This is a genomic window from Gordonia sp. C13, from assembly GCF_023218005.1.
GTDB classification, from domain to species: domain Bacteria; phylum Actinomycetota; class Actinomycetes; order Mycobacteriales; family Mycobacteriaceae; genus Gordonia; species Gordonia namibiensis.
In genome coordinates this window covers 129794-153220 of the sequence record NZ_JALPSY010000006.1, presented here as the reverse complement: position 1 = coordinate 153220, position 23427 = coordinate 129794, and the positions used below count along the sequence as shown (strand labels likewise).

The 23427-nt window shown below is 67.7% G+C and carries 21 protein-coding genes; 5 read left to right on the top strand and 16 right to left on the bottom strand.

The features are described from left to right. Nucleotides 1-2 precede the first annotated feature (2 nt). The 4 genes from M1L58_RS07670 to M1L58_RS07655 all read right to left on the bottom strand — a co-directional run bounded on the left by M1L58_RS07670 (nucleotide 3) and on the right by M1L58_RS07655 (nucleotide 4672). The gene (locus M1L58_RS07670) at nucleotides 3-815 is read right to left on the bottom strand and encodes an FAD binding domain-containing protein (RefSeq protein ID WP_248658416.1); all 813 of its coding nucleotides are present in this window, start codon (nucleotides 813-815) and stop codon (nucleotides 3-5) included. Beyond that, nucleotides 815-2170 carry an 8-oxoguanine deaminase gene (locus M1L58_RS07665; RefSeq protein WP_248658415.1) on the bottom strand — a complete coding sequence of 452 codons (1356 nt, stop codon included), beginning with the start codon at nucleotides 2168-2170 and terminating at the stop codon, nucleotides 815-817. The genes M1L58_RS07670 and M1L58_RS07665 overlap by 1 nt, the downstream gene beginning before the upstream one ends. A gap of 86 nt (nucleotides 2171-2256) precedes the next feature. Beyond that, a complete protein-coding gene (locus M1L58_RS07660; protein WP_248658414.1) occupies nucleotides 2257-3753 on the bottom strand; it encodes an MFS transporter in 1497 nt (498 codons plus the stop codon). A 118-nt stretch (nucleotides 3754-3871) separates the two neighbouring features. Further along, a complete protein-coding gene (locus tag M1L58_RS07655) occupies nucleotides 3872-4672 on the bottom strand; it encodes an SGNH/GDSL hydrolase family protein (protein ID WP_248658413.1) in 801 nt (266 codons plus the stop codon). A gap of 423 nt (nucleotides 4673-5095) precedes the next feature. Here M1L58_RS07655 and M1L58_RS07650 point away from each other — a divergent pair, with 423 nt between their 5' ends. Further along, nucleotides 5096-8485: a pyruvate carboxylase gene (locus M1L58_RS07650; protein WP_248658412.1), complete on the top strand. Its 3390-nt coding sequence runs from the start codon at nucleotides 5096-5098 to the stop codon at nucleotides 8483-8485. Between the two features lie 140 nt (nucleotides 8486-8625). Here the strand turns inward: M1L58_RS07650 and M1L58_RS07645 are convergent, their stop codons facing one another. The 4 genes from M1L58_RS07645 to uraD form a co-directional block, all read right to left on the bottom strand. Continuing rightward, on the bottom strand, nucleotides 8626-9864 hold the full coding sequence (locus tag M1L58_RS07645; protein WP_248658411.1) for an HNH endonuclease: 1239 nt from the start codon (nucleotides 9862-9864) through the stop codon (nucleotides 8626-8628). 216 nt (nucleotides 9865-10080) lie between these two features. Further along, nucleotides 10081-10695 (bottom strand): nucleoside/nucleotide kinase family protein, encoded by a 615-nt coding sequence (locus M1L58_RS07640; RefSeq protein ID WP_248658410.1) that lies wholly within the window; start codon nucleotides 10693-10695, stop codon nucleotides 10081-10083. A 5-nt stretch (nucleotides 10696-10700) separates the two neighbouring features. Further along, nucleotides 10701-11027, bottom strand: coding sequence for a hydroxyisourate hydrolase (uraH, locus tag M1L58_RS07635; RefSeq protein WP_154882841.1), 327 nt, complete (start codon nucleotides 11025-11027; stop codon nucleotides 10701-10703). Continuing rightward, the gene (gene uraD, locus M1L58_RS07630) at nucleotides 11024-11569 is read right to left on the bottom strand and encodes a 2-oxo-4-hydroxy-4-carboxy-5-ureidoimidazoline decarboxylase (protein ID WP_248658409.1); all 546 of its coding nucleotides are present in this window, start codon (nucleotides 11567-11569) and stop codon (nucleotides 11024-11026) included. The genes uraH and uraD overlap by 4 nt, the downstream gene beginning before the upstream one ends. Nucleotides 11570-11641: 72 nt before the next feature. Between uraD and M1L58_RS07625 the strand changes: the two genes are divergently transcribed. Together M1L58_RS07625 and M1L58_RS07620 are read left to right on the top strand one after the other, a co-directional pair. After that, entirely contained in the window at nucleotides 11642-12214 is a 573-nt protein-coding gene (locus M1L58_RS07625) for a nucleotidyltransferase family protein (RefSeq protein WP_248658408.1), read from the top strand. A 208-nt stretch (nucleotides 12215-12422) separates the two neighbouring features. Then, complete coding sequence (locus M1L58_RS07620; protein ID WP_248658465.1) at nucleotides 12423-13145, top strand: hypothetical protein; 723 nt, start codon at nucleotides 12423-12425, stop codon at nucleotides 13143-13145. Nucleotide 13146: 1 nt separating this feature from the next. Here M1L58_RS07620 and M1L58_RS07615 read toward each other — a convergent pair whose 3' ends face one another. Genes M1L58_RS07615 through M1L58_RS07605 form a run of 3 tightly spaced genes read right to left on the bottom strand, consistent with a single transcriptional unit; the run spans nucleotide 13147 to nucleotide 16771 of the window. Then, the gene (locus M1L58_RS07615; RefSeq protein ID WP_248658407.1) at nucleotides 13147-15252 is read right to left on the bottom strand and encodes a xanthine dehydrogenase family protein molybdopterin-binding subunit; all 2106 of its coding nucleotides are present in this window, start codon (nucleotides 15250-15252) and stop codon (nucleotides 13147-13149) included. After that, nucleotides 15249-16259, bottom strand: a complete 1011-nt coding sequence (locus M1L58_RS07610) for an FAD binding domain-containing protein (protein WP_248658406.1) — start codon at nucleotides 16257-16259, stop codon at nucleotides 15249-15251. Before M1L58_RS07610 ends, M1L58_RS07615 begins: the two co-directional genes overlap by 4 nt. Further along, nucleotides 16256-16771: a (2Fe-2S)-binding protein gene (locus tag M1L58_RS07605; protein WP_248658405.1), complete on the bottom strand. Its 516-nt coding sequence runs from the start codon at nucleotides 16769-16771 to the stop codon at nucleotides 16256-16258. Before M1L58_RS07605 ends, M1L58_RS07610 begins: the two co-directional genes overlap by 4 nt. Nucleotides 16772-16845: 74 nt before the next feature. Between M1L58_RS07605 and M1L58_RS07600 the strand changes: the two genes are divergently transcribed. Then, nucleotides 16846-18168, top strand: coding sequence for an NAD(P)/FAD-dependent oxidoreductase (locus M1L58_RS07600; RefSeq protein WP_248658404.1), 1323 nt, complete (start codon nucleotides 16846-16848; stop codon nucleotides 18166-18168). Between the two features lie 35 nt (nucleotides 18169-18203). On the opposite strand, the gene M1L58_RS07595 is transcribed toward M1L58_RS07600, so the two are convergent. Next, a complete protein-coding gene (locus M1L58_RS07595; RefSeq protein WP_248658403.1) occupies nucleotides 18204-18692 on the bottom strand; it encodes a 5' nucleotidase, NT5C type in 489 nt (162 codons plus the stop codon). Between the two features lie 17 nt (nucleotides 18693-18709). Further along, nucleotides 18710-19585, bottom strand: coding sequence for a TY-Chap domain-containing protein (locus M1L58_RS07590; protein ID WP_248658402.1), 876 nt, complete (start codon nucleotides 19583-19585; stop codon nucleotides 18710-18712). Between the two features lie 347 nt (nucleotides 19586-19932). On the opposite strand from M1L58_RS07590, the gene M1L58_RS07585 reads away from it, so the two are divergent. After that, entirely contained in the window at nucleotides 19933-21060 is a 1128-nt protein-coding gene (locus M1L58_RS07585; protein ID WP_232715544.1) for a nitronate monooxygenase, read from the top strand. 21 nt (nucleotides 21061-21081) lie between these two features. On the opposite strand, the gene M1L58_RS07580 is transcribed toward M1L58_RS07585, so the two are convergent. The 3 genes from M1L58_RS07580 to M1L58_RS07570 form a co-directional block, all read right to left on the bottom strand. Then, the gene (locus M1L58_RS07580; RefSeq protein WP_248658401.1) at nucleotides 21082-21411 is read right to left on the bottom strand and encodes a rhodanese-like domain-containing protein; all 330 of its coding nucleotides are present in this window, start codon (nucleotides 21409-21411) and stop codon (nucleotides 21082-21084) included. A gap of 33 nt (nucleotides 21412-21444) precedes the next feature. Beyond that, entirely contained in the window at nucleotides 21445-21861 is a 417-nt protein-coding gene (locus M1L58_RS07575; RefSeq protein WP_248658400.1) for a MarR family winged helix-turn-helix transcriptional regulator, read from the bottom strand. 106 nt (nucleotides 21862-21967) lie between these two features. Next, entirely contained in the window at nucleotides 21968-23422 is a 1455-nt protein-coding gene (locus M1L58_RS07570) for an aldehyde dehydrogenase family protein (protein WP_248658399.1), read from the bottom strand. Nucleotides 23423-23427: the final 5 nt, after the last annotated feature.

Here is a 23427-nt window from a genome sequence, read left to right as displayed (position 1 = left end):
TCCTACCCCGTTCCTGTGAGTTCGCGGAGGATCTCCTCGGCGAGGACCGCCGACACCCCACGACGCCAGTCGGCGGACCCGAGCGGATCGGTGTAGTAGCCGGGGGCGGTGGTGATGTCGCGACGCAACCGGTCCGCGGCCGGCGGGCGGGGATATCGCAGTACCGTGGGCCACTCCGTCGCGGCCGTGATCCCGAAGACCGTGGTGCCGTCGGGGTCGATGCGGCCGGTGACGACGGCGCCGGAACGGCCCAGGTCGGCGAGGGCGATCTTGCGGAAACCGGTGACGGCGGCCAACGCGTGTGCGGGGAAGTCGACGGCGCGCAGGACCTCGCCGGGAGCGAGGACGTTGATGCCGTTGCCGATCACCAGGTCGGCGACCGGCACATCGCGGTCGGCGCCGTCGGGATTCCAGATGTGGGCGGTGGCGTCAAGTGCGACGGACAGCGAGACCATCGACGCCGCCGCGAAGGATCGGCAGATGTTCCCGCCGACCGTGGCCATGTTCCAGATCTTGAACGACGCGAGAAGGGCGTTCGCGCACTGGGCGAAGAGTGGATGCGCGCGGAACCCGGGGCGTGGCGGCAGCGCCACCAACTCGGCGATGGTGCAGGTGGCGCCGATGCGGAGGCCGCCGTCGGGCAGGTCTTCGACCGATTGCCAACCCATTTCGCTGAGGTCGACGAGACCGGTCGTCGCGGGCTGGGGTTCGGAGAAGACCCACGTGCCACCGGCCACGAGCTGTTCTCCGGGGGCAGGGAACACCTCGTCGCGTGAACGCGCGAATCGGTACTGGGTGACTGCGGTGAGATCCATCAGCGTGCCTTGTCGAGAAGGCGGCGGTGCTGCGTCGCGACGGCGGTGGTCATCTGTTCGGTGTCGATGGTGAGCAGGTCACTGTCGGCGACCACCTGTCGTCCCTGTACCCACGACGCCTTGATCGGTGGGATCGCTCCCAGGACCAGTGCGGCAACCGGGTCGTCGATGTCGCGGTGGGCGACGGTGGACAGGTCCCACAGTACGAGGTCGGCGAGCTTCCCGGGTTCGATCGACCCGATCTCGTCCTCGCGGCCCAGCACCCGTGCACCGCCACGGGTCGCGAGATCGAGTGCGGTGCGGGTGGTCAGCGCGGTGGGGCCGCCGCGGGCCCGGGCCATGAGGACGGCCTGATGTGCCTCCTCGAGAAGTCGGGCGGACTCGTTGGATGCCGCGCCGTCGACCCCGAGCCCGACAGGTACCCCGGCGTCGACGAGGTCCCGGGTACGACAGATCCCGTTGCCCAGACGGGCATTCGACGTGGGGCAGTGGGCGACACCGGTCGAGGTGGCGGCCAGGCGGGCGATCGCCGCGTCGTCGAATTCGACGCCGTGCGCGAACCACACGTCGGGACCGACCCAGCCGACCGACTCCATGTACTCCAATGGCGTCGAGCCGAAATGCTCGGCGCAGTAGGTGTTCTCGTCGACCGACTCGGCGAGGTGCGTGTGCATTCGAACGCCGAGTTCTCGGGCGAGGACCGCCGACTCGCGCAGCAGGTCGGTGGTGACGGAGAAGGGCGAACACGGGGCGAGAGCGATCCGCAGCATCGAATCCGGGGACGGATCGTGCCAGCGCGCAACGGCATCGGAGCTCGCGGCGAGGATCTCGTCGATCGTCTGGACCACGGTGTCCGGCGGTAGTCCGCCGTCCTTCTCCGACAGGTCCATCGAGCCCCGGGTCGGGTGGAACCGCAGACCGATCTCGCCGGCCGCGGCGATCTCGGCGCCGAGCAGATCGCCACCCTCGCGGGGGAACACGTAGTGATGATCGGTGGTCGTCGTGCAGCCCGACAGCGCGAGTTGGGTCAGTCCGCCCAGAGCTGCGGCGTGGAGGGCCTCTTCGTCGATGCCGGCCCAGATCGGGTAGAGCGTGGTGAGCCACTGAAACAACGTGTGATCGGCCGCAAGGCCGCGTGTGATCCATTGGTAGAGGTGATGATGCGTGTTCACCAGACCTGGCGTCAGCACGCATCCGCGGCCGTCCACGCGGATGGCGTCGCCGGCGTCGATCGGGTCGGTCGACACCGCGACGATCGTCGATCCCTCGATGAGCACGGACGCGCGGGGAAGCTCCCGACGCTGCGCGTCGACGGTGAGGACGAAGGTGTTCTCGATGAGCGTCGCTGGAGCCACGGCGTCACGCTACGTGGATCGGACCGCCCGCGCATCTCGATGTGGCGCGCGTCGCCGCGCCCCGACAGCGACCGCGAGGTCCGGTGTCACACCGGGGTTTCGGTCAACCCGCGGCGTGCCGGGATGGCCATCGCGACCACGGAGGCGACCACGCACGCGGCGAGCGCGATACCGGCGGCCCAGAGGTAGCCGTCGCTCGCCGGGACCTCGACGGGTGAACCGCCCGGATCGGTGATCGTGATCGTCGACCACGTCAGCAGCATGCCGACGACGGCCGAGGCGGTCGAGGTGCCGATGATGCGCATCAGGGCGTTGACGCCGTTCGACTCGCCGGTCTGCTCGACGCTCACCGACTGCATGATGAGTGCCGGCATCGCGGAGTAGGCGATGCCGAGTCCGGCACCGATGCAACAAGCGATGACCACCATGTGGATCCAGGTCAGGGCCCAGGGGCCGGCGATCCCGACGATGAAGACGATGTAACCGACGCCGATGATGACGCCGCCCAGCGCGAGGGAGATCCGCGCGCCGAAGAGTGCGTTGATCCGCCCGCTGATGTGCGAGAACGCGAACATGACGAGACCGCTCGGAGCGAGGATGAGGCTCGCGTGGACCATGTCGTAGCCGAAGCCGTCGGGGCTGTTGGTGGGCGCCATGAGCAACTGGATCGGGATGAGCTGCATGGCATAGAACGCGAAGCCGGTGGCGATCGACGCCAGGTTGGTCATGAGCAGTGGCCGCTCGCCGAGGATTCGGAGGTCGATCAGCGGGTTGGTCCGGCGGAGTTCGATGAGCGCCCAGACACCGAGCAGTACGACGAACCCCGCGAAGCAGCCGAGGGTGAGCGGGTCGCCCCAGCCCCATACCGCGCCCTTCGACAGTGGCAGGAGAAGGCAGATCAGTACGCCGGTGAGGCCGACCGCGCCGAGGAAGTCGAAGCGACCGCCCGACGTGACGGTGTTGGTCGGGACGGTGAGCACGACACCGACGGCCGCGAGGGCGGATGCGGCCGCGCACGACCAGAACAGCGCATGCCAGCTGACGTGCTGCGCGATGGCCGCGGCGAACGGCAGACCGAGCGCACCGCCGATGCCGAGGGACGCGCTCATCGTGCCGACCGCCGAGCCGAGGTATCGGGCCGGGACGATGTCGCGCATGACGCTGATGCCCAAGGCGACGATGCCGAACCCCAGGCCCTGAAGGCCGCGACCCAGGATGAAGACGGGCAACGAGGTGGCGAGCGCGCAGGCGACGGACCCGAGCGCGACGAATCCGAGGCTGCCGAGGATCGCGAGGCGTTTGCCGTACATGTCGCCGATGCGGCCGCCGATCGGCGTCGCCACAGCACCCACGAGCAGGGTGATGGTGATCGCCCAGGTGGTGTTGGAGGCATCGGCGTGCAGCAGGGTCGGCAGCTGAGGGATCAGCGGCACGATGATCGTCTGCATCAGCGCGACGACGATGCCGGCCAGGCAGAGAATGGCGACCGCGGCCCGGGGATGCGTGCGCTCGTCGGTCTCGTCCGGGGAGGTGTGCAGGTTGTCTTCGCCCTGCGATCCGTTGGTCTCGGTCCTGCTGGTCACTCGCTCATCCGGCCCGTCGTACTCATGTGTAGTTCACACCTCCGAACGGCCAGAGTATCCCGACGCACTCCGCAGAGAACGTTTGCGTCCCTGTCCGAGACGAGCGGACGGACGGGTCTCAGCGCGCGAGCAGATCCGCGCCCGACACCGGTTCGGGCCAGCGGGGCGTCACGCCGTCGCCGGAGGAGATGCCACGCACGCGCCGCAGCACCCAGGGGCCGAGGAAGGTGCGTACCCACTCGGCGTTCTGTCGGCGCTGTTCGCGTCGGGTCAACTCGGCAGCCGCCTCCAGTTCGACGGGAGAGATGTCGTGCTGGACGCCGAGCAGCGTCAGGACCTCCGCCGCCATGCGGGTGTGGCCCAGCGGCGACATGTGCAGGCGGTCGGTGTCCCACATGCGGTAGTCGTCGTAGCCCTTGAGTCGCCAGTAGTCGAAGACGACGACGTCGTGCCGCTCGGCGACCTCGCGGAGCAGCTCGTTGTAGATGGCGATGCGGCCGCGCAGCTTGCGGAACACGGGGGCCCAGCCGGTGTCGTAGGCGGTGAAGACGACGACCGTGGCGCCGGTGGCCACCAGTTTGCCGATGGCGGCGTCGTAACGGGCCATCAGTGCGTCGAGGTCCACCGATGGGCGCATGATGTCGTTGCCGCCGGCGTAGAGGGTGACGAGGTCGGGGTTCATCGCGACCGCCGCGTCGAGCTGCTCGGCGATCACGGCGTCGAGCAGGCGGCCACGGATCGCGAGGTTCGCGTAGCTGAAGTTCTCGTCGCGGGCGGCGAGCTGTTCGGCGACCCGATCGGCCCATCCACGCAGACCGTTGGGCCGGGTCGGGTCCGTGTCACCGACGCCTTCGGTGAACGAATCCCCGAGCGCGACGAAGCGTGTGAAGCCCACGGTGTTGACCTCCCGGTCTGTCATGACTGATCCGGGGTCGACGCTAGTTGTGGGCGACCCGCCGGGCCAAAGCCTGCGGCGTGGGTCACTGCCGCGCGGGGCGGGCAGGCCGACCCGTATTGCGGAAATCGGACCGATTAATTCGCAATCCGGATTCCGGTACGAGCGAATTTCGACAGAGCGATCGGTCGGTATTCGACCGTATTTCGCGTTGGTGATCTCTCACCTTGCCCACCTGCGGTGAGAGCGTTACACAACGCCCGCGCAATCTGTTCCGGTTACCTTGTCCGGCAGTCTGTTTCGGTGCGATTCGGGGAGGTCGTGGGGGGTGCTCGGGGTGGGTTGCGGCGTGAGTAGGATCACGTGATGTACTTCATTGGTCCGTCAAGTGAACGGGCCGGCGACAATTCGACGAAAATGCCGCTGCGGGAGAAAAGGGAACACCCGATGTTCGACAAGGTTCTGGTTGCCAACCGGGGTGAGATCGCGATCCGTGCGTTCCGCGCCGCCTACGAGTTGGGTGCGCGCACGGTGGCGGTGTTCCCGTATGAGGACCGCAACTCGGTTCATCGGCTGAAGGCCGACGAGTCCTATCAGATCGGCCTGCCGGGCCATCCCGTGCGGGCGTACCTCTCGGTCGACGAGGTGGTCTCCGCGGCGGTCCGTTGCGGCGCCGACGCGATCTACCCCGGCTACGGATTCCTGTCGGAGAACCAGGGCCTCGCCGCCGCCTGTGCCGAGGCCGGGATCACCTTCGTCGGGCCGAGCGCCGACATCCTGGAGATGACCGGCAACAAGGCCACCGCGGTGGCCGCGGCCAAGGCTGCGGGAATCCCCGTGCTGGCGAGTTCGGAGCCGTCGTCGGATCTCGACGAACTGCTCGCCGCGGCCGAGGACATGCACTTCCCGGTCTTCGTGAAGGCGGTCGCCGGCGGTGGCGGACGCGGCATGCGTCGCGTCGACGACCGTGCCGACCTGGCCGAGGCGATCGCCGCCGCATCGCGTGAGGCGGAGTCGGCATTCGGCGACGCGACGGTGTTCCTCGAGCAGGCCGTGGTCAACCCGCGCCACATCGAGGTACAAATTCTCGCCGATACCCACGGCAACGTCATCCACCTGTACGAGCGCGACTGCAGTCTGCAGCGTCGCCACCAGAAGGTCATCGAGCTCGCGCCGGCTCCCAACCTCTCGGACGACCTGCGGGAGAAGATCTGTGCCGACGCGGTGGCCTTCGCCCGCCACATCGGTTACACCTGCGCGGGCACTGTCGAGTTCCTCCTCGACGAGCAGGGACGCCATGTGTTCATCGAGATGAACCCGCGCATCCAGGTCGAGCACACCGTCACCGAGGAGATCACCGACGTCGACCTGGTGAGCTCGCAGCTGCGTATCGCGGCGGGGGAGTCCCTCGACGATCTCGGCCTGTCGCAGGAGTCCATCCGTATCCGTGGCGCCGCGCTGCAGTGCCGCATCACCACCGAGGACCCGTCGAACGGCTTCCGCCCCGACGTGGGTCGGATCACCGCCTACCGCAGCCCGGGCGGCGCGGGCGTCCGCCTCGACGGCGGCGCCAACCTCGGTGCCGAGGTGAGCGGCCACTTCGACTCGATGCTGGTCAAACTGACCTGTCGCGGACGGGATTTCCCGACCGCGGTGCGTCGTGCCCGGCGCGCGGTCGCCGAGTTCCGCATCCGCGGTGTGGCGACCAACATCCCGTTCCTGCAGGCCGTGCTCGACGATCCGGACTTCCGTGCCGGTCGGGTCACCACCTCGTTCATCGACGAGCGCCCGGGCCTGCTGACCCAGCGCGTGTCGGCGGACCGCGGTACCAAGATCCTGTCGTACCTCGCCGACGTGACGGTCAACAAGCCGCACGGTGAGCGGCCGACCACGGTGTACCCGCGGGACAAGCTGCCCACCGTCGAACGCGCGGTGCTCGCGTCGCCGAAAGACGGTTCGCGGCAGCGTCTTCTGCAGCTCGGACCGGAAGGGTTCGCCCGCGATCTGCGGGAGAACCCGCGTCTGGGCATCACCGACACCACCTTCCGTGACGCACACCAGTCGCTGCTCGCGACCCGCGTGCGCACCACCGGTCTGGTCAACGTCGCGCCTTATGTCGCGGCACTGACCCCGGAACTGCTGTCGGTGGAATGCTGGGGCGGCGCGACCTACGATGTGGCGCTGCGCTTCCTGAAGGAGGATCCGTGGGATCGCCTGGCGCAGTTGCGCGAGGCGATGCCGAACATCTGCCTGCAGATGCTGCTGCGCGGCGCCAACACCGTCGGGTACACGCCGTACCCGACCAAGGTCACCACGGCCTTCGTCGAGGAGGCCACCGACGTCGGCATCGACATCTTCCGGATCTTCGACGCGCTCAACAACATCGACGCGATGCGCCCGGCGATCGACGCGGTCCGCGAGACGGGCACCGCGGTGGCCGAGGTGGCGATGAGCTACACCGGTGACCTGTCGTCGCCGTCGGAGGACCTGTACACCCTCGACTACTACCTGCGGTTGGCCGAGCAGATCGTCGACGCCGGTGCTCATGTGCTCGCCATCAAGGACATGGCCGGTCTGCTGCGTGCCCCGGCGGCGACCAAGCTGGTGACGGCCCTGCGCAAGAACTTCGACCTGCCGATCCACGTGCACACCCACGACACCCCGGGTGGTCAGCTGGCCACCTACATGGCGGCCTGGCAGGCCGGTGCGGACGCGGTGGACGGTGCGAGTGCGGCGCTGGCCGGCACGACCAGTCAGCCCCCGCTGTCGGCGATCGTCGCGGCCACGGCGAACACCGACCGTGACAGCGGCATCGACCTGGCCCGGGTCTGCGACCTCGAGCCGTACTGGGAGGCGCTGCGAAAGGTATACGCGCCGTTCGAGTCCGGGCTTCCGGCTCCGACCGGTCGCGTGTACTCGCACGAGATCCCCGGCGGTCAGCTGTCGAACCTGCGCCAGCAGGCCATCTCGCTGGGACTGGGCAACCGCTTCGAGGCGGTCGAGCAGGCCTACGCCGCCGCCGATTCGATGTTGGGTCGTCTGGTGAAGGTGACGCCGTCGTCGAAGGTCGTCGGTGATCTGGCGCTGGCACTGGTGGGTCGCGGGATCACCGCGTCGGACTTCGCCGCCGACCCGAGCTCCTACGACATCCCGGACTCGGTGATCGGGTTCCTGCGTGGCGAACTCGGCGACCCGCCCGGTGGCTGGCCGGAGCCGCTGCGCAGCCTCGCACTCGAGGGCCGGGCGCCGGCGCCGGAGGTCAAGCAGCTGACCGCCGACGACGAGGCGATCCTGGACAAGCCCGGCCGCGACCGTCAGGTGCGTCTGAACCACCTGCTGTTCCCCGGCCCCGCCAAGGAGTTCGAGGAGCACTACGAGACCTACGGCGACACCTCCCGGTTGTCGGCGAACCAGTTCTTCTACGGTCTCCGCTACGGCGAGGAACACCGCGTCAACCTCGAGCCCGGCGTGGAATTGATGATCGGACTCGAGGCCATCAGCGAACCGGACGAGAAGGGCATGCGCACCGTGATGTGCGTGCTCAACGGTCAGCTGCGTCCGATCGCGGTCCGCGACCACAGCATCGACTCCGCGGTCGCCAGCGCCGAGAAGGCCGACCGGTCCAACCCGAAGCACGTCGGGGCGCCGTTCGCCGGCGTGGTGTCGCTGTCGGTCGATGTGGGCGACGAGGTCGCCGTCGGCGCGACGATCGGCACCATCGAGGCGATGAAGATGGAGGCGGCCATCACCGCCCCCGTCGGCGGCAAGGTCACGCGCGTCGCGATCGGCCCGGTCACCCAGGTGTCGCCGGGTGACCTGCTTGTCGAGATCGGCTGACCTCGCCCCCTCCGGGGTCTCGCTCACGGGTTCCGTTCCCGCTCACTGATTCTGGTAAGCGGGAACGGAACTTGTGAGCGGCAGCGCTTTCACACTGTGGAGTTGTCAAAGAACGAGGCGGTTTCGCGGCTGATGGTGTGTCAGGCGGCGTCGTCGAGTCGCATGGTGCGTCGGTTGTAGGCAGGTAGTGGCCGCCGTTGCGGGTCGATGTCGGCGGGCGGGATGAGCCAGGGGTGGCGGTCGAAGCCGATCATTATGTCCCACCCGTTGTGGTGGACCCGGGTGTGGCAGCGCTGGCACAGCAGGCAACCGTTGTCGAGCTCGGTCTCACCGTCATCGCTCCAGTGCACGATGTGATGAACCTGGGTATGTGAGTGCGGCGCACCGCAACTGATGCAACATCTGTCCCGGATGATGATGGCCTTGCGGATGTGTGCGGGGAACAGGCGTCGTTCACGACCCATCTCCAGGGGCACGGTCTCACCGTCGATGATGATCTCGGTGATGGTGCCGTCGCAGGAGAGTTTCTGCGCGGTGGCCTGGGTGACCGACCCAGTCCAGGGTAGGTGGGCGGGGTCACCACCGTCGGCGGGGATGGTCAAAAGGGTTTGGGTACGTGGAGCGCCGATGCTGTCCAGGGATGCTCCGTGGGCGGCTTGGTCGAGGAGTACTTCGAGGGCGTCGGAGCGTCGTTGATCGGCGGATCGTCGGTCGTCGGCGCCGTCGGGTTCGGGGCGTGGTGTAGCACGTTCGTCGATCATGGCGATGAACTTCTCGCCCACGGCCTGTGTCACGTTGGCATGAATCTCGACGCGGCTGTCGTCGGTGGTGTGGTGCGACAACGTGTCCAGAGACTTGTCGTCGGACGCGGGGATGCCGTCATCGTCGTCGGCGATGGCATTGCCGATCGTCCGCGCGTGTCTCTGTATCTCGGCGGGTGTGGCACCGGACAGAGCCTGGGTGAGGAGTTCGGTTTCGTAGATCGTTCGGTCGTGGTCGGAAAGTGCTGTGGGTGAGCGTTTCCCGATTGTGCTGAGTCCGCGGACGATGGCGTCGACGACTTCACCTGAGAGGCGCCCGTCGGCGGCGCAGGCCTCGACCTTGCTCAGGTCGCCGATGTTCTCGGCGATACGGGCAGCGCGTGTGGCGACGGCGGGCGGGAAACCCATCTCGATCAACAATCTCCCGGTGGTGGAACCGTGTCGCTCCGCCACTTTGAGATCGTCGAGATTGGTTGTGTGCGAACTGAGTAGATGGTCCGCCGTGTTGCGGATCAGTCGAATCATCTCGAGTTGGGCGAAAGTCTTTGCCCCGGTCGGGTCGTCGGCCGGTGGGGTGACCTCGATGAGTTGGTGGAGAATCTGGTCCAGCGGTGCCATGACTCCACTTTACGGGAACATATGTTCGAGCGCAGTCACTTTTCGTGTGCACCAAAGGCGCGAATCATCATGATTTGCAGGATATTTCGTATGGTGAACGGTCGGCGGATTTGTTGACGCGGCACCGTTTCCTTCTTGCTCGTGATGTCCCACCAGCGCGAGAGAAACAGGCGAGCGGAAGGGAAATGGTTACGCGGGAACTGAATTCGTGAGCGGTCAGTCGACGATCGTGTCCGCCCGCGCGCGGGTCGTGGCGATGAGCTCCGCATTGGGCTCGTCGACCGCCTCGACCCATGCGCGGGCCTCGGCGTCCCTCTTCCCGGCTTCGACGTGCCGGCGGAGCAGGCGTTCCCGTCGGGTGGCATCGTCGGCGTCGACGTAGATCAGGCGGTCCAGGAGTGGGCGGACGTCGCGCCATCCGGGTTCTTCGAGACCGAGGTAGTTGCCTTCGACGACCACCAGCCGTGCAGATGCGGGCACGACCAGCGACCCCGAGATCGGCTCTCCCGCAGTATGGTCGAAGTCCGAGACGTAGACGTCGTCCAGACCCTCGCGGATGCGGCGCAGAGTGGCGACGAATCCCGCGACGTCGAAGGTGTCGGGTGCGCCCTTGCGATCGCGGCGGCCGAGCCGATCCAGTGCGGCGTTCGACAGGTGATAACCGTCCATCGGGACGTACCCGACCGAGTCGGGGTCCAGGGTCGAGGTGAAGTCGTCGACGAGGGACCGCGCGAGGGTCGTCTTACCCGCGCCCGGCGGGCCGGTGATGCCCACGACGATCCGCCCCGCACCCGACCCGAGCAGCGCGGCGACGTCGTCGTGGACGGGCATCCGGGTCAGCTACCGCGGTACGTCGAATACGCGAACGGGCTCAGCAGCACCGGGACGTGATAGTGGCGGTCGGCGTCGTCGACCTCGAAGCAGATGTCGATCTCCGGGTAGAACGCCTTGATGTCGTTGTCGGCGAACCAGTTCCCGGTGTCGAAGACCAGATGGTAGATGCCGGGGACGAGGGCCTCGGTGTTGACCTTGCCGATGCGTCCGTCCGAATCGGTGGTGCCCGAAGCCAATTCGGTGCCCGATGCGTCCTGTAGGGACACCTCGACGCCGACGGCAGGGGAGCCCGACGTGGCGTCGAGGACATGGGTGGACAGGCCGGTCATGCGAAGGCTCCCTCGTCGGTGTCTGGTGTCATCAGCATACGGATCAGGCGGCTGCGGTTGATCTTCGCCAGCTCGGTGCGCAGCACGCGGCGTTCGGTCGCGGGGTCGTTGTCCATGCGTTCCTTGAGGATTCCGAGCAGCTCGTCGGCGGGGCGGCCGTTGGCGAACACCAGGTAGACGTGGCCGAACTTGTCCTCGTAGGCCGCGTTGTACTTCGTCAGTTCGTCGATGACCGCTGTGTCCGCGCCGGACACCCCGGACTGTTCACGGGCCGACGAGGCGTTGTCGGGCCGGTCGCCGATCCGGGGATGCCCGGCGAGAGCCTGGTCGATGTCGGTCTCGGCCAGCTCGACCAGTAGGTCGTCGGCCCGATCCAACAGTGCTTGTGGATCGGCGAAGGGGCGCTCTTCCGCGACGCGTTGTGCCCAGGTGAGCGAGCTGCAGCAGGCGAGCAAACGCTTGACGCACGCGTCGGTGGTGAGATCGTTGAAGCGGTCGAGCTGTCCTCGTCCGCCGGGGTCGAGGTCTTCGTCTGGGCGCACGCGTACAGCCTAGGAGGTCCGCCCGAGGACCGCCGATTCACCAACGGCTCCTGGGATTGGGAAGATGGAACGGTGACGGCGTCAGGTGCGGACAACGAGATCGGTGAGGTTCTCGGTGTGGTGCTCGCCGCCGGCGCCGGCAGCCGGTACGGGATGCCCAAGATCCTCGCCCACGACGGCCGCTGGTTGCAGACCGCGGCGGACGCGCTCCGGGCCGGTGGGTGCGCGGACATCGCGGTCGCGATGGGGGCTGCGGTCGTCGAGCCGCCCGCCGGCACCACCGCACTCGTCGTCGACGACTGGGCCGACGGAATAGGTGCGTCGGTGTCGGCGGCGCTCGACTGGGCGAAGCGTCGGCCCGGAGTGGGCGGTGTGGTGCTCACGGTGGTCGACACCCCCGATGTCGGACCCGACGTGGTGCGTCGCATCGTCAAGGCATCCGGAGGGCGGCGCGGGGATCTGGTACGTGCCGTCTTCGACGGCCGGCGGGGGCATCCGGTGTACATCGGCGCCGACCATCTCGGTCCCGCAGCCGAGGTCATCCACGGGGATGTGGGTGCGCAGCGGTACCTGCGAGATCAACAGGTGACCTGCATCGAATGCGGCGACCTGGCCACGGGACAGGACATCGACACCCGGGAATGAGCCTCCCCCTACGGCGTGCCCATTTCGAGACCTTCTCGTCGCCTTTCCGGTGCACGCGGATCCTGCTTCTGCCGATCGTCCGTGCATAGGGTGCAGACAGAGCCCGCGTCGGTACAGCCAGAGCCGGCGCACACCGGGCCCGTCGAAGACCATCACCGTCGAAGAAGGTGATCACGTGGCGCGAGGACACCGCCGTCGAATCGTCGCGATGGTCGCCGCGCTGGCTGCGGGTCTCGGACTGGCCGCGTGCGCGGGATCGCCGGACCAGGCTCCGCCCGATCGCCCCGCCGCCCAGGACTCCCACCTCCCGCCCGGTTTCGACACCACTTTCCGTTGGTCGTCCACACCGGTGCTCGACCCCCAGTCCGCCGAGGGCACCTTCGTCCGCGCTTACGTCGAGTCGTTCGAACTCGCCAACGCCGGGGCGTCGGTCGAGTGGGGATACCCGGGGTTCGCCGAGGCCTCGCCGTCGAACATCGACCAGATGGTGACCGCCTACCCGTCCGAGGTCTCCGCGGCCCAGCGCCAGGTCGGCACCGCGTTCTACACCGGCCTACGACGCGTAGACGACGTCGACTGGACGCGAATCGTGCTGTGCCGTCAGGGATATCGTTCGGTGGAGAGCGATGGGACGTGGGCGGTCGGGTATGACACGTCGCGTCCCGTCGAAATCGACATCCGACGCACCGGGGACCAGCCGCCGGCGGCTCCGCGGGGTGGTCAGCGGACGCCGGAGACCGACGTCTTCGGCGGCTGGTACACCTCGCGGTACGACTTCTCCGCCCTGTATCCCACCCCGACCGCCGACCAGAAGGCTTGCGCGGCAACGCGACAGGTGGGGATGCCGCATTGGCTTCCCGCCCAGGCCGACGAGCCGTGGCCGGTGTCGCCCGCGGTACCGGGCTGGTCGACCTATCCCGGAGTCGGCTGACTCACTGGTCCGGTAAACCCTCGAGCAGGTCGTCGAGGTGCACGGGCAGGTCCCGGACGCGCACGCCGGTTGCGTTGTACACCGCGTTGACGACGGCCGCCGCACTGCCGACGATGCCGATCTCGCCGGCGCCGCGCGATCCCATCGGCGTCGCGTGTTCGTCGGGATCGTCGAGCCAGACGGCGTCGACGTCGGCGATGTCGGCGTGCACGGGCACGTGGTATTCGGCGAGATCCTGGGTGACGACGTGCCCGAAGCGCGGATCGCGGACGCTCTCCTCGAGCAGTGCCATCGAGATGCCGAACGTCATCCCCCCGATGAGCTGGGACCGCACCGTGCGCGGATTGATGGCGCGCCCGATCGAGAACACCCCGAGCATGCGGGGGATGCGGATCTCGCCGGTGTCGACGTCGACGCGGACCTCGACGAAGTGGGCACCGAACGAGGCGATCCGGAATTTCTTCAGATCGGGGTTCTCGTCGGTCTTGGCGCTGACCTCGGCGCCGTCGGCCGGAGCGTCGCCGAACCGGGTGCGAAATCGTTGTGCCGCGGTGACGATCGCCGATCCCCACGACGATGTGCCCGACGACCCGCCCGCGACAGAGCCGCTCGGCAGGGCGCTGTCACCGATCTGCAGGTCGACTTGTTCCGGCTCGATCCCGAGCGCGTCGGCGGCGATGAGCGTCAGTGCCGTCCACGCTCCCGTGCCGATGTCGGTGGCCGCGATCCGCACCGCGTACCGGCCGTCCCGATAGGAGATGGAGGCCTCGTTGCCCGGGTTCACCATGTGCGGATACGTCGACGCCGCGACGCCGTAGCCGATGAGCTGTCGTCCGTCGCGGGTGGTGCCGGGCTCGGCGCGGCGACGGTCCCAGCCGAACCGTTCGGCGCCCTCGCGGAGACATCGGACGAGCTGCCGCGACGACCACGGTTTCCCGCTCTCCGGGTCGTCGGCGGGTTCGTTGCGGATGCGCAGCTCGATCGGATCGAGTCCGACGGCATGGGCGAGTTCGTCCATGGCGACCTCACCGGCGAACATGCCCGGTGCCTCGCCGGGAGCCCGCATCCAGAACGGCGGCGGGACGTCGAGGGGGACGACGTGGTGGTCGGTGCGCCGGTTGGGGGCGGTGTACATCATCCGCGACGAGACGGCCGCCTGCTCGGCGAACTCCTTCGCGTGAGCGGAGTGCGCGTGTGCCTCGTGGATCAATGCGGTGATGTTGCCGTCGCCGTCCGCGGCGATTCGCAGCCGGGCACGCGTCGGCGCACGATGGCCGACGTAGGCGAACATGTGCTGGCGCGTCACCGCGAACTTCACGGCCCGGCCGGGCACCCGCATCGCGGCCATGGCGGCCAGCACGTCGTGCGAATGAGGGGAACCCTTGGACCCGAACCCGCCCCCGACATGCGGCGCGATCACCCGCATCTGTGCGGGTTCGAGTCCAAGGACGGGCGCCAGCGCGGAGACCACGCCCTGCGTCGACTGCGTCGAGTCGTACAGGGTGAGGAGCTTCTCGTCGGGCGCCCACGTCGCGACCACGGTGTGTGGTTCCATCGGGTTGTTGTGCTCTTCCGGCGTGGAGTACCACTCGTCGACCACCACCGAGCCGGACGGAGGGTTGTCGAGGATCCGGTCGGGTTCGCCGCTCTCGGAGGTGGGTTCGAAGCCGCCGTTCACCTTCTCCGGCCGGTACCGATTGGGATGATCGGCGCGGAACTCGGTGTCATGGGGTGCCTCGTCGTAGGACACGGTCACCGAAGCTGCTGCCTCCCGCGCGATTTCGGGAGATTCGGCGACCACAGCGCCGATGAGTTGACCGCGGTAGGCGACCTCCGGCGTCTGCAGGATCGTGAGATCGCCGTCGGAGGTGTCGGCCAGCCGGGGTGCATTGTCGATGGTGAGGACCGCGACGACACCTTCGGTCGATTCCGCTGCGGCGGTGTCCATCGAGGTCACCCGACCGCGGGCGACGGTCGCGGTGATCGGCCACAGGTAGGTTGCGTCGGTGAGGTGTTCGTATGCGTACGGCGCTGTGCCGCGGACCTTTTCGACGCCGTCGATCCGCGCATGGCCGATGGGGGCGGGCGACGATCCGACGACGCTCATCGGGTCAGCTCCTCGAGGACGGCGCTGAGGGTGCGACGGACGAGTGGGATCTTGAACTCGTTCCCGTCCAGGGGCCGGGCGTCGGCGAGTTCGGCATCGGCTGCCTCGGTGAACAACTCGCGCGACGGTTGCCGTCCGCGGAGGACGGCTTCGGCGCGTTCGGCGCGCCAGGGTTTGTGCGCGACGCCGCCCAGGGCGATCCGCGCCTCGCCGATGGTGCCCCCGTCGGTCGTGTCCCCGGCCATGGTGATCTCCGCGCCGACCGAGACCAGTGCGAAGGCATACGACGCCCGGTCGCGGACCTTGCGGTACGTCGAGACGGACCCGGCCGGCGGCGCGGGGATGTCGATCGCGACGATGACGTCGTGCGGGTCGAGGACCGTGTCCAGGTCGGGATGTTCACCGGGGTGGCGGTACAGCGCGCGGACATCGAGTTCGCGTTCGCCGTCCGGACCCTGCACGACGATCCGCGCATCCAGGGCGGTGAGCGCGACGGCCATGTCCGACGGGTGGGTGGCCACGCAGGTGTTCGGGTCGTCGGCGTCGGGAGTGCCGAGGATGGCGTGATAGCGCGTGTAGCCGCCGATCGCCGAGCAGCCGCTACCGGGTGAGCGCTTGTTGCACGGCGTCGTGACGTCCTGGAAGTAGACGCATCGCGTCCGCTGCAGCAGGTTTCCGGCGTTGGTCGCCAGGTTGCGCAACTGCGGTGATGCGCCCGCCAGCAGCGCGCGGGCGAGGATCGGGTAGCGGCGTCGGACCAGGGGATGGGCAGCTGTGTCGGCGTTGCGGGCGGTCGCGCCGAGACGCAGGGAACCGTCGGCGTTCTCACTGATCTGGTCCAGGGGGAGTCGTGAGATGTCCACGAGTGCGGGCGGGTTGGCGACACCGAGCTTCATGTGGTCGACGAGGTTGGTGCCGCCGGCGAGCAGTTTCGCTCCGGGATGGTCGCGGAGGAAGTCGACGGCGCTCGCCACGTCGTCGGCGCGTTCGTAGGTGAAGGGGATCATCCCTCCGCCGCCTGCCGGATCGCCGCGACGATGTTGGGGTAGGCCGCGCAGCGACACAGGTTGCCGCTCATCCGTTCCCGGATCTCCTCGTCGCTGAGGGCCTCGTCCGCCGCGTCGGGGTCGAGGTTGTCGGTGGCGTGGCTGGGGTGCCCGTTCTTCGCCTCGTCGAGCATGCCGATCGCCGAGCACACCTGGCCGGGCGTGCAGTACCCGCATTGGAAGGCGTCCTGGTCGATGAACGCCTGCTGCAGGGGATGGAGATCGCCGGGTTCGGCGAGTCCTTCCGCGGTGACGATCTCGGAGCCCTCGTAGCTGACCGCGAACGACAGGCAACTGATGATGCGCCGACCGTCGACGAGGACGGTGCACGAGCCGCACTGGCCGTGATCGCAACCCTTCTTGGGCGAAAAGATGCCGAGGCGGTCGCGCAGACCGTCCAGCAAGGTGGTGCGGGTGTCGACGACGACGTCGTGGGCCACACCGTTGACCGAGAGAGAAACCCTGGTTTCCACACGGCGCGTGTACCCGGCGACGCGAAGCCCAAACCAATCCCACGGGTCCGTATCAGTCTGGAACAATCGGCGGAATGGCCCCCTCGAGACCCAGAGTCGTCGTCATCGGTGCAGGATTCGCGGGGATGCACTGCGTCCGGCGGCTACGGAATGCCCCGGTCGACGTGACCTTGGTCGATCGCAGCACCAGCCACGTCTTCCAGCCGCTGCTCTACCAATGCGCCACCGGTTTGCTGTCGGAAGGTGCGATCTCGAGTCCGATCCGGCACCTGACCCGGCGCCAGCGCAATCTCGACGTCGTCCTGGGGGAGGCCGCCGACATCGACGTGCAGGCGCGGGAGGTCGTCGTCGACCGTCTCGACCGGTCGTCGTTCCGCCTGCCCTACGACTACCTCGTGGTCGGGACCGGGATGCGGACCGCGTACCGGGGCAACGACCAGTTCGCGAAGTACGCACCGGGGATGAAAACCCTCGACGACGCGCTGACGATCCGCCGCAAGATCATGGCCGCGTTCGAGATGGCCGAGACGATCACCGACCCCGAGGAACAGCGGTCCTGGCTGACATTCGCGGTCGCCGGGGGCGGACCGACGGGAGTGGAGCTCGCCGGTCAGATCCGGGAGCTCGCCACCAGGGCGCTGGAGCGTGAGTACGACGCCATCGATCCCGCCCAGGCGCGGGTCCTGCTGTTGCACGGTGGGGAACGGGTGTTGCCGTCGTTCGACGCCCGGCTCTCGGCCAGTGCCCAACGGACTCTCGACGACCTCGGCGTGGAGACGCACCTCGGCGTGCACGTGACCGACGTCGGTGAGGACTACGTGGAGACCACCCGCAAGGCCGACAAGCACAAGGACCGGTACCCGGCGCGAACGACGCTGTGGACCACCGGCGTCGAGGCCGTCCCGTTCGCCAACACCCTGGCGGCGGCACTCGGCGTCGAACAGGACCGGGCGGGCCGGATCCCGGTGGAGGCGGACCTCTCGGTCCCCGGACATCCCGAGGTGTTCGTCGCCGGCGACATGATGGCGTACAAGGACCTCGCCGGCGTCGCCGAGGTCGCCATGCAGGGTGGCCACCACGCGGGCAAGGTCATCGCCGAAACCGTTGCGGGAAAACAGGAACGGGCGCCGTTCAAGTACCGCGACCTCGGAACCGCCGCCTACATCGCGCGCCGTCGCGCCATCGTGCAGTCGGGACGGTTCCAGATGTCGGGGTTCCCGGGCTGGGTCGCGTGGGGCGTCATCCACATCGCCTTCCTCGCCGGCGTCCGCAACCGCCTCGGCACCGTGATGACCTGGGGTGCAACGCTGATCACCGAATCCCGTCGCGAACGAGCGATCATCTACGGGGACACCGAGACCGCGAGGACGCCGTACGCGCGCCGAGATACGACGTAGTCAAGAGGGTTCGATCGCCGGGCACTCGGGCGTGATCAGGCCTTCGTGCGCATGTATGCGACGACCTTTTCCCAGTCTTCGAAGCCGGCCTGGCCGAAGTGGATGTGCTCGCCCTCGAAGGCGTCGACCCCGCGCATGGTTCGGTCGTCGATGATGAAGTCGCCCTTGTTCAGGTTCTTGTGGTGCGACAGGATGACCCGCTTGTAGGCGGGCGACTTCTTGTCGCGGCCGAAGTGCATCTTCACCCAGAGCAGTTTCTCGGTCCACGCCATGGGGTTGTCCCAGGGCGCGGTCGAGAGGATGTAGGTGTCGAAAAGCTTTGCCAGTTCTTCGTAGGCCTCGATGGCGCCATCCATCGGGTCCATGAGCGAGAAGATGCCGGGGACGTCGTCGAGATCGCCCTCGAACCGCTTGCGCTCGGCGTCGCTCAGCTTGTCGATCCCGGACTGGAAGTCGACGAGGGTGTTGTCCATGTCGACGTAGAGGATCTTCTTCTTCGGCTGCGCTGCAACGTTTTCGGTCACGTCTGCTTCCTATCGGGTCAGTATTCGGTGAGTCGGGGCCGCAGGGACGGCACACGGTTGACGAGTTTCGGTCCGCGAGACCGCGGCACCACCGGGCCGGGTTTACGAACCGGCGGGAGTGCGGCGGGCAGATCGTGGTCGATGAAATCGAACCACTCGTAGACGGCCTGGAACAGGTCGCCCCGGAAAAAGGTGCTGGCATCGATCGAACGGACGGCGTAGAGATCGTTGCCGTGGCGGATCAGTTCGATGTCCGGGCGCTTCTCGGCGAGGTCGGTGAGCGCGGCGCCGGCGAAGCGGCGATGGGCGTTGTCGGCGACCTGCCCGACGATATCGATTCTCGGCTCGTCGTGACTGATGCCGATCGACGACTCGACCTGCGTGGTCGGTAGAAGGATCGTGGCGTCGGACCGGATCGGCAGGCTTCCGCCCGCGTAGGTCTCCAACTCCTCCCGGACCAGGGCCAGCAGCCCCGTCGGACCGAGCTCACTTGTCGAGAGGACCGGAGCCCAGTCGGGGCGGGGGCATCCGAGTTCGGCGAGGAACGACGGGTCGGGCACCGACCACAGCTCGCGAACCGTGCGCACGACCAGGTCGGCGATGGCTCCGGCGCGACCGGGCGTCTCGTGGCAGATGAAACGGCCGTCGCGGAGCCGCCGCCAGCCGAGGTGGGTGAGGAACTCCGCGTCGCCGGCACACGATGACGCGACCGTGCAGCGCAGGCCGCGCGCGTTGCTGATTCGAAGAGCGAACCAACCGTCGTCGTAGAGCGCGCGCATCGGCGTGATGAACGCGGTGTCGTCGCGTTCCATCATCGAGAGCCGGGTGGCGAGGCGGGTCTGGAAACCCTGCCAGGAGTTCTCGACTGCTGTGTCGAATTCGTTGTCGGGCATGACAACTCCTTTCTCGAGCAGCGTCGGCCACCGCGGTTGTCCGCGGAGGGGTCGAGCTCGGTGAATGTGCCCCGAGTCGGAGCGGAAGGCGCCTCACTGAACCGGGAGGATCACCTGACATCTGCAGGATAGGGCAGGGGTGCGACAGTTCTCGTCGAAGTCGTGTCATCCGGTCGACCTCATCTCGACTGGCAGGCCTCGATCGACGTCTGGGAGTCGAGTCGAGGTTCGCCGGTTCGCGGCCCTGGGTCCCGGGACGGGTGTTCCGCGGAACGCTTGTCCGACGGCGCGCAGCCTGGTATCCAGATTAGAACACGTTCTAATTCTGACACTGGCGAGGAGTCTGTATGCACACCCCGATCTGCGATGAACTCGGTATCGAGTTCCCGATCTTCGCGTTCACCCACTGTCGTGACGTCGTGGTCGCGGTCAGCAAGGCGGGCGGCTACGGAGTGCTCGGCGCGGTGGGCTTCACGCCGGAGCAGCTCGAGATCGAGCTGAACTGGATCGACGAGCACATCGGCGATCACCCGTACGGCGTCGACATCGTGATCCCCAACAAGTACGAGGGCATGGACGCGAACATGTCGGCAGAGGAACTCACCAAGTTGCTCCAGTCGATGGTCCCCAACGAAACCCTCGAGTTCGGCCGCAAGCTGCTCCTCGACCACGGGGTGCCGCTCGCCGACGGTGACGACAACTCGCTCCAGCTGCTCGGCTGGACCGAGGCGACCGCTACGCCGCAGGTCGAGATCGCACTGCAGCACCCGAAGGTCACCTTGATCGCCAACGCGCTCGGCACGCCGCCGACGGACATGATCGAGAAGATCCAGGCCGCCGGACGCAAGGTCGCCGCGCTGTGTGGTTCGCCGAAGCAGGCGCGCAAGCACGCCGACGCCGGTGTCGACATCATCATCGCCCAGGGCGGCGAGGGCGGCGGCCACTGCGGTGAGGTCGGTTCGATCGTGCTCTGGCCGCAGGTCGTCAAAGAGGTTGCGCCCGTGCCGGTTCTGGCCGCCGGTGGTATCGGCAGCGGTGAGCAGATCGCGGCCGCACTCGCACTCGGTGCGCAGGGCGCGTGGAGCGGTTCGCAGTGGCTGATGGTCGAGGAAGCGGAGAACACCCCCGTCCAGCAGCAGACCTACATCGATGCGTCGAGCCGCGACACCGTCCGCAGCCGCTCGTTCACCGGCAAGCCGTGCCGCATGCTGCGCAACGACTGGACCGAGGCCTGGGAGAACCCCGAGAACCCCGATCCGCTGGGAATGCCGTTGCAGTACATGGTGTCCGGCATGGCGGTCGCCGCGACGCACAAGCATCCCGACGAGAGCATCGACGTCGCCTTCAACCCGGTCGGCCAGGTCGTCGGGCAGTTCGAGAAGGTCGAGAAGACCTCGGCGGTCATCGAACGCTGGGTGACCGAGTACATCGAGGCGACCGGCAACCTCGACGCGTTCGCGAACGCGACGGCCTAGTTCACGTGACCGGTGGCGGGCTCATTCGCTGAGTTCGCCACCCGCGGCGCGCCAGCCGATCAGGCCGCCGCTCATGTTCACGGCGTCGAAACCGTTCTCCACGAGGAGATTTGCTGCACCGGCGGATCTGATTCCGCCGGTGCAGAACGCTATCAGGAGGGTGTCTTCCGGTAGCTCGATGCACCGCTCGGGCAGCACTTCCAGCGGCATGTGAACCGCATCGGGGATGTGAACCCGGTTCCATTCGAAGTCGCGGCGAACGTCGACGACCAGCGCGCCGTCGTGCACCAGCTGCAGGGCCTCGGTCGCGGACACGGTCGGCGGCCGGCGCAAGTAGTGGCGGACTCTCACAACCTTCAGTTTAACTGAAGGTCGGCTCGGGTGTCAGCTCCCCGGGAAGGACCGCATCATGTGGATGCGGAGGGCTTGCGCCAGTTCGGGGTCGCGCGCGAAGAACTCGGCGTCGAGCCGGGCCACCTCGCCGGCCGCCCGCGACAGGATGTCCTCGCCCGCCGCAGTGATCCGCAGGCTCGACGCGCTGCCTGCGTGCGCGGTGCCGTCGTCGACGAGTCCGGCCTCGACGAAGCCCGACACCGCGGAGTGCACGCTCTGGACCGTGATGCGCGACCGTCGCGCGAGTTCGCTGAACGAGATCCCCGGAGTGCCGCGAATGTGGCCCAGCAGACCGTACTTTCGGGTGTTGAGCCCCAGCGGTTTGAGTGCGGCCGCGAGGTCTGATTCCCAGACCCGGCTCAAGGTGAGCAGCATGATCGTGGGACTGAACGGCGGCGGCTCGGGCATGGGGGCAGGCTAACAGTCGCGACGCCGACGCCGACTGGGCCGGAGCGGGCAAGGTGGGGACGACCACCCCGCCCGCCTCCGGCTTCTCAGTCAGATGGCTGAGGCATCACAACACGATGGTCACCGTTTTGGTCTCGGTGTACGCGAGGATTCCCTCGTAGCCGAGTTCTCGGCCGATTCCGCTGGCCTTCACGCCGCCCCACGGCAACTGGGGTGCGAGTGGCGACCAGCCGTTCACACCGACGGCACCGGCCTCAACCCGAGCCGACACCGTGTGAGCGCGGCTGAGGTCGTTCGTCCAGACGGTGGCCGACAACCCGTACTGGTTGTCGTTCGCGAGGGTGATGGCCTCCTCGTCGGTGTCGAAGGGCACGACGACGCCGACGGGACCGAAGATCTCCTCCCGCGCGACCGTCATTTCGTTGGTGCCGGCCAGCACGGTCGGCTCGACGAAGTACCCCGGTCCCTCGGGAGCGGACCCACCGGTGATCACGTCGGCGCCCTCGCCCACGCCGATCTTCATGTAGTCGAGGACGCGGTCCCGCTGTCGTTCGTTCACCAACGGGCCCATCGTGGTCGCGGCGTCGAACGGGTCCCCGACCACCTGTACCTGCGCGGCCCCCTTGAGGCCGTCGATCACCGCGTCGTACACCTTGCGGTGAGCCAGGATTCGGGTTCCCGCCGCGCAGACCTCGCCCTGGTTGAAGAACAGCCCCATGGCCGTGCCCTGGATGGCCGCGTCGAGATCCGCGTCGTCGAAGATGATCTGCGGGGCCTTGCCGCCGAGTTCGAGCGCGGTTCGCTTGAAGTTGGTTGCCGAGTTCCGCAGGATCGCCCGGCCGGTCTCGGTCGATCCGGTGAAGGAGATCTTCGCGACGCGCGGATGGAGGGCCAGCGCCTCGCCCGCGACCTTGCCCAGGCCCGGCAGGACGTTGACGGTTCCGGGTGGGAATCCCGCCTCGGTGACCAGTTCGGCGAGATGCAGGATGGACAGCGAGGCGTCCTCGGCAGGCTTGATGATCACGGTGTTCCCACAGGCCAGCGCCGGGGCCAACTTCCAGCCGAGGATCATCAAGGGTGCGTTCCAGGGAACGATAGTCGCGACCACGCCCAGTGCTTCACGTCGCGTGTATGCGTGGGTGGGGGCCGGTCCGCCCATGTAACCGTCGTTGGCGATCAGGTCTCCGTTGATCTTGTCGGCCCACCCGGCGTAATAGCGCAGGGAGGCGATGAGATTGGGGATCATCATCGCGGCTCCCATGCCGACCGGCCGGCCCATGTCGATCGATTCCAGGGCAGCCAACCGCTCGACGTCGCGTTCGACGAGATCGGCAAGGGTGTTCAGCAGCACACCCTTGCGGGACGGAGCGAGCGCTCCCCAGTCGCCGCGGAAGGCCGACTCGGCGGCATCGACGGCGGCATCGACGTCGCTCGCGCCGGCGGCGGCGAGTTCGGCGAGCGGTTGTCCGGTCGCGGGGTTGTGGGTGGTGAAGGTCTCCTGTCCGTCGTGCCAGTCGCCGCCGATGTACAGGCCGGTGTGCAGGTTCGAGATGTCGATCATGGTGT

Bases quoted from the DNA above. Each gene is read 5' to 3' on its own strand.
- M1L58_RS07670 (WP_248658416.1), bottom strand. From the start codon at position 815: ATGGATCTCACCGCAGTCACCCAGTACCGATTCGCGCGTTCACGCGAC.
- M1L58_RS07655 (WP_248658413.1), bottom strand. From the start codon at position 4,672: ATGACAGACCGGGAGGTCAACACCGTGGGCTTCACACGCTTCGTCGCG.
- M1L58_RS07650 (WP_248658412.1), top strand. From the start codon at position 5,096: ATGTTCGACAAGGTTCTGGTTGCCAACCGGGGTGAGATCGCGATCCGT.
- M1L58_RS07645 (WP_248658411.1), bottom strand. From the start codon at position 9,864: ATGGCACCGCTGGACCAGATTCTCCACCAACTCATCGAGGTCACCCCA.
- M1L58_RS07640 (WP_248658410.1), bottom strand. From the start codon at position 10,695: ATGCCCGTCCACGACGACGTCGCCGCGCTGCTCGGGTCGGGTGCGGGG.
- uraH (WP_154882841.1), bottom strand. From the start codon at position 11,027: ATGACCGGCCTGTCCACCCATGTCCTCGACGCCACGTCGGGCTCCCCT.
- M1L58_RS07620 (WP_248658465.1), top strand. From the start codon at position 12,423: ATGGTCGCCGCGCTGGCTGCGGGTCTCGGACTGGCCGCGTGCGCGGGA.
- M1L58_RS07615 (WP_248658407.1), bottom strand. From the start codon at position 15,252: ATGAGCGTCGTCGGATCGTCGCCCGCCCCCATCGGCCATGCGCGGATC.
- M1L58_RS07610 (WP_248658406.1), bottom strand. From the start codon at position 16,259: ATGATCCCCTTCACCTACGAACGCGCCGACGACGTGGCGAGCGCCGTC.
- M1L58_RS07600 (WP_248658404.1), top strand. From the start codon at position 16,846: ATGGCCCCCTCGAGACCCAGAGTCGTCGTCATCGGTGCAGGATTCGCG.
- M1L58_RS07590 (WP_248658402.1), bottom strand. From the start codon at position 19,585: ATGCCCGACAACGAATTCGACACAGCAGTCGAGAACTCCTGGCAGGGT.
- M1L58_RS07585 (WP_232715544.1), top strand. From the start codon at position 19,933: ATGCACACCCCGATCTGCGATGAACTCGGTATCGAGTTCCCGATCTTC.
- M1L58_RS07575 (WP_248658400.1), bottom strand. From the start codon at position 21,861: ATGCCCGAGCCGCCGCCGTTCAGTCCCACGATCATGCTGCTCACCTTG.
- M1L58_RS07570 (WP_248658399.1), bottom strand. From the start codon at position 23,422: ATGATCGACATCTCGAACCTGCACACCGGCCTGTACATCGGCGGCGAC.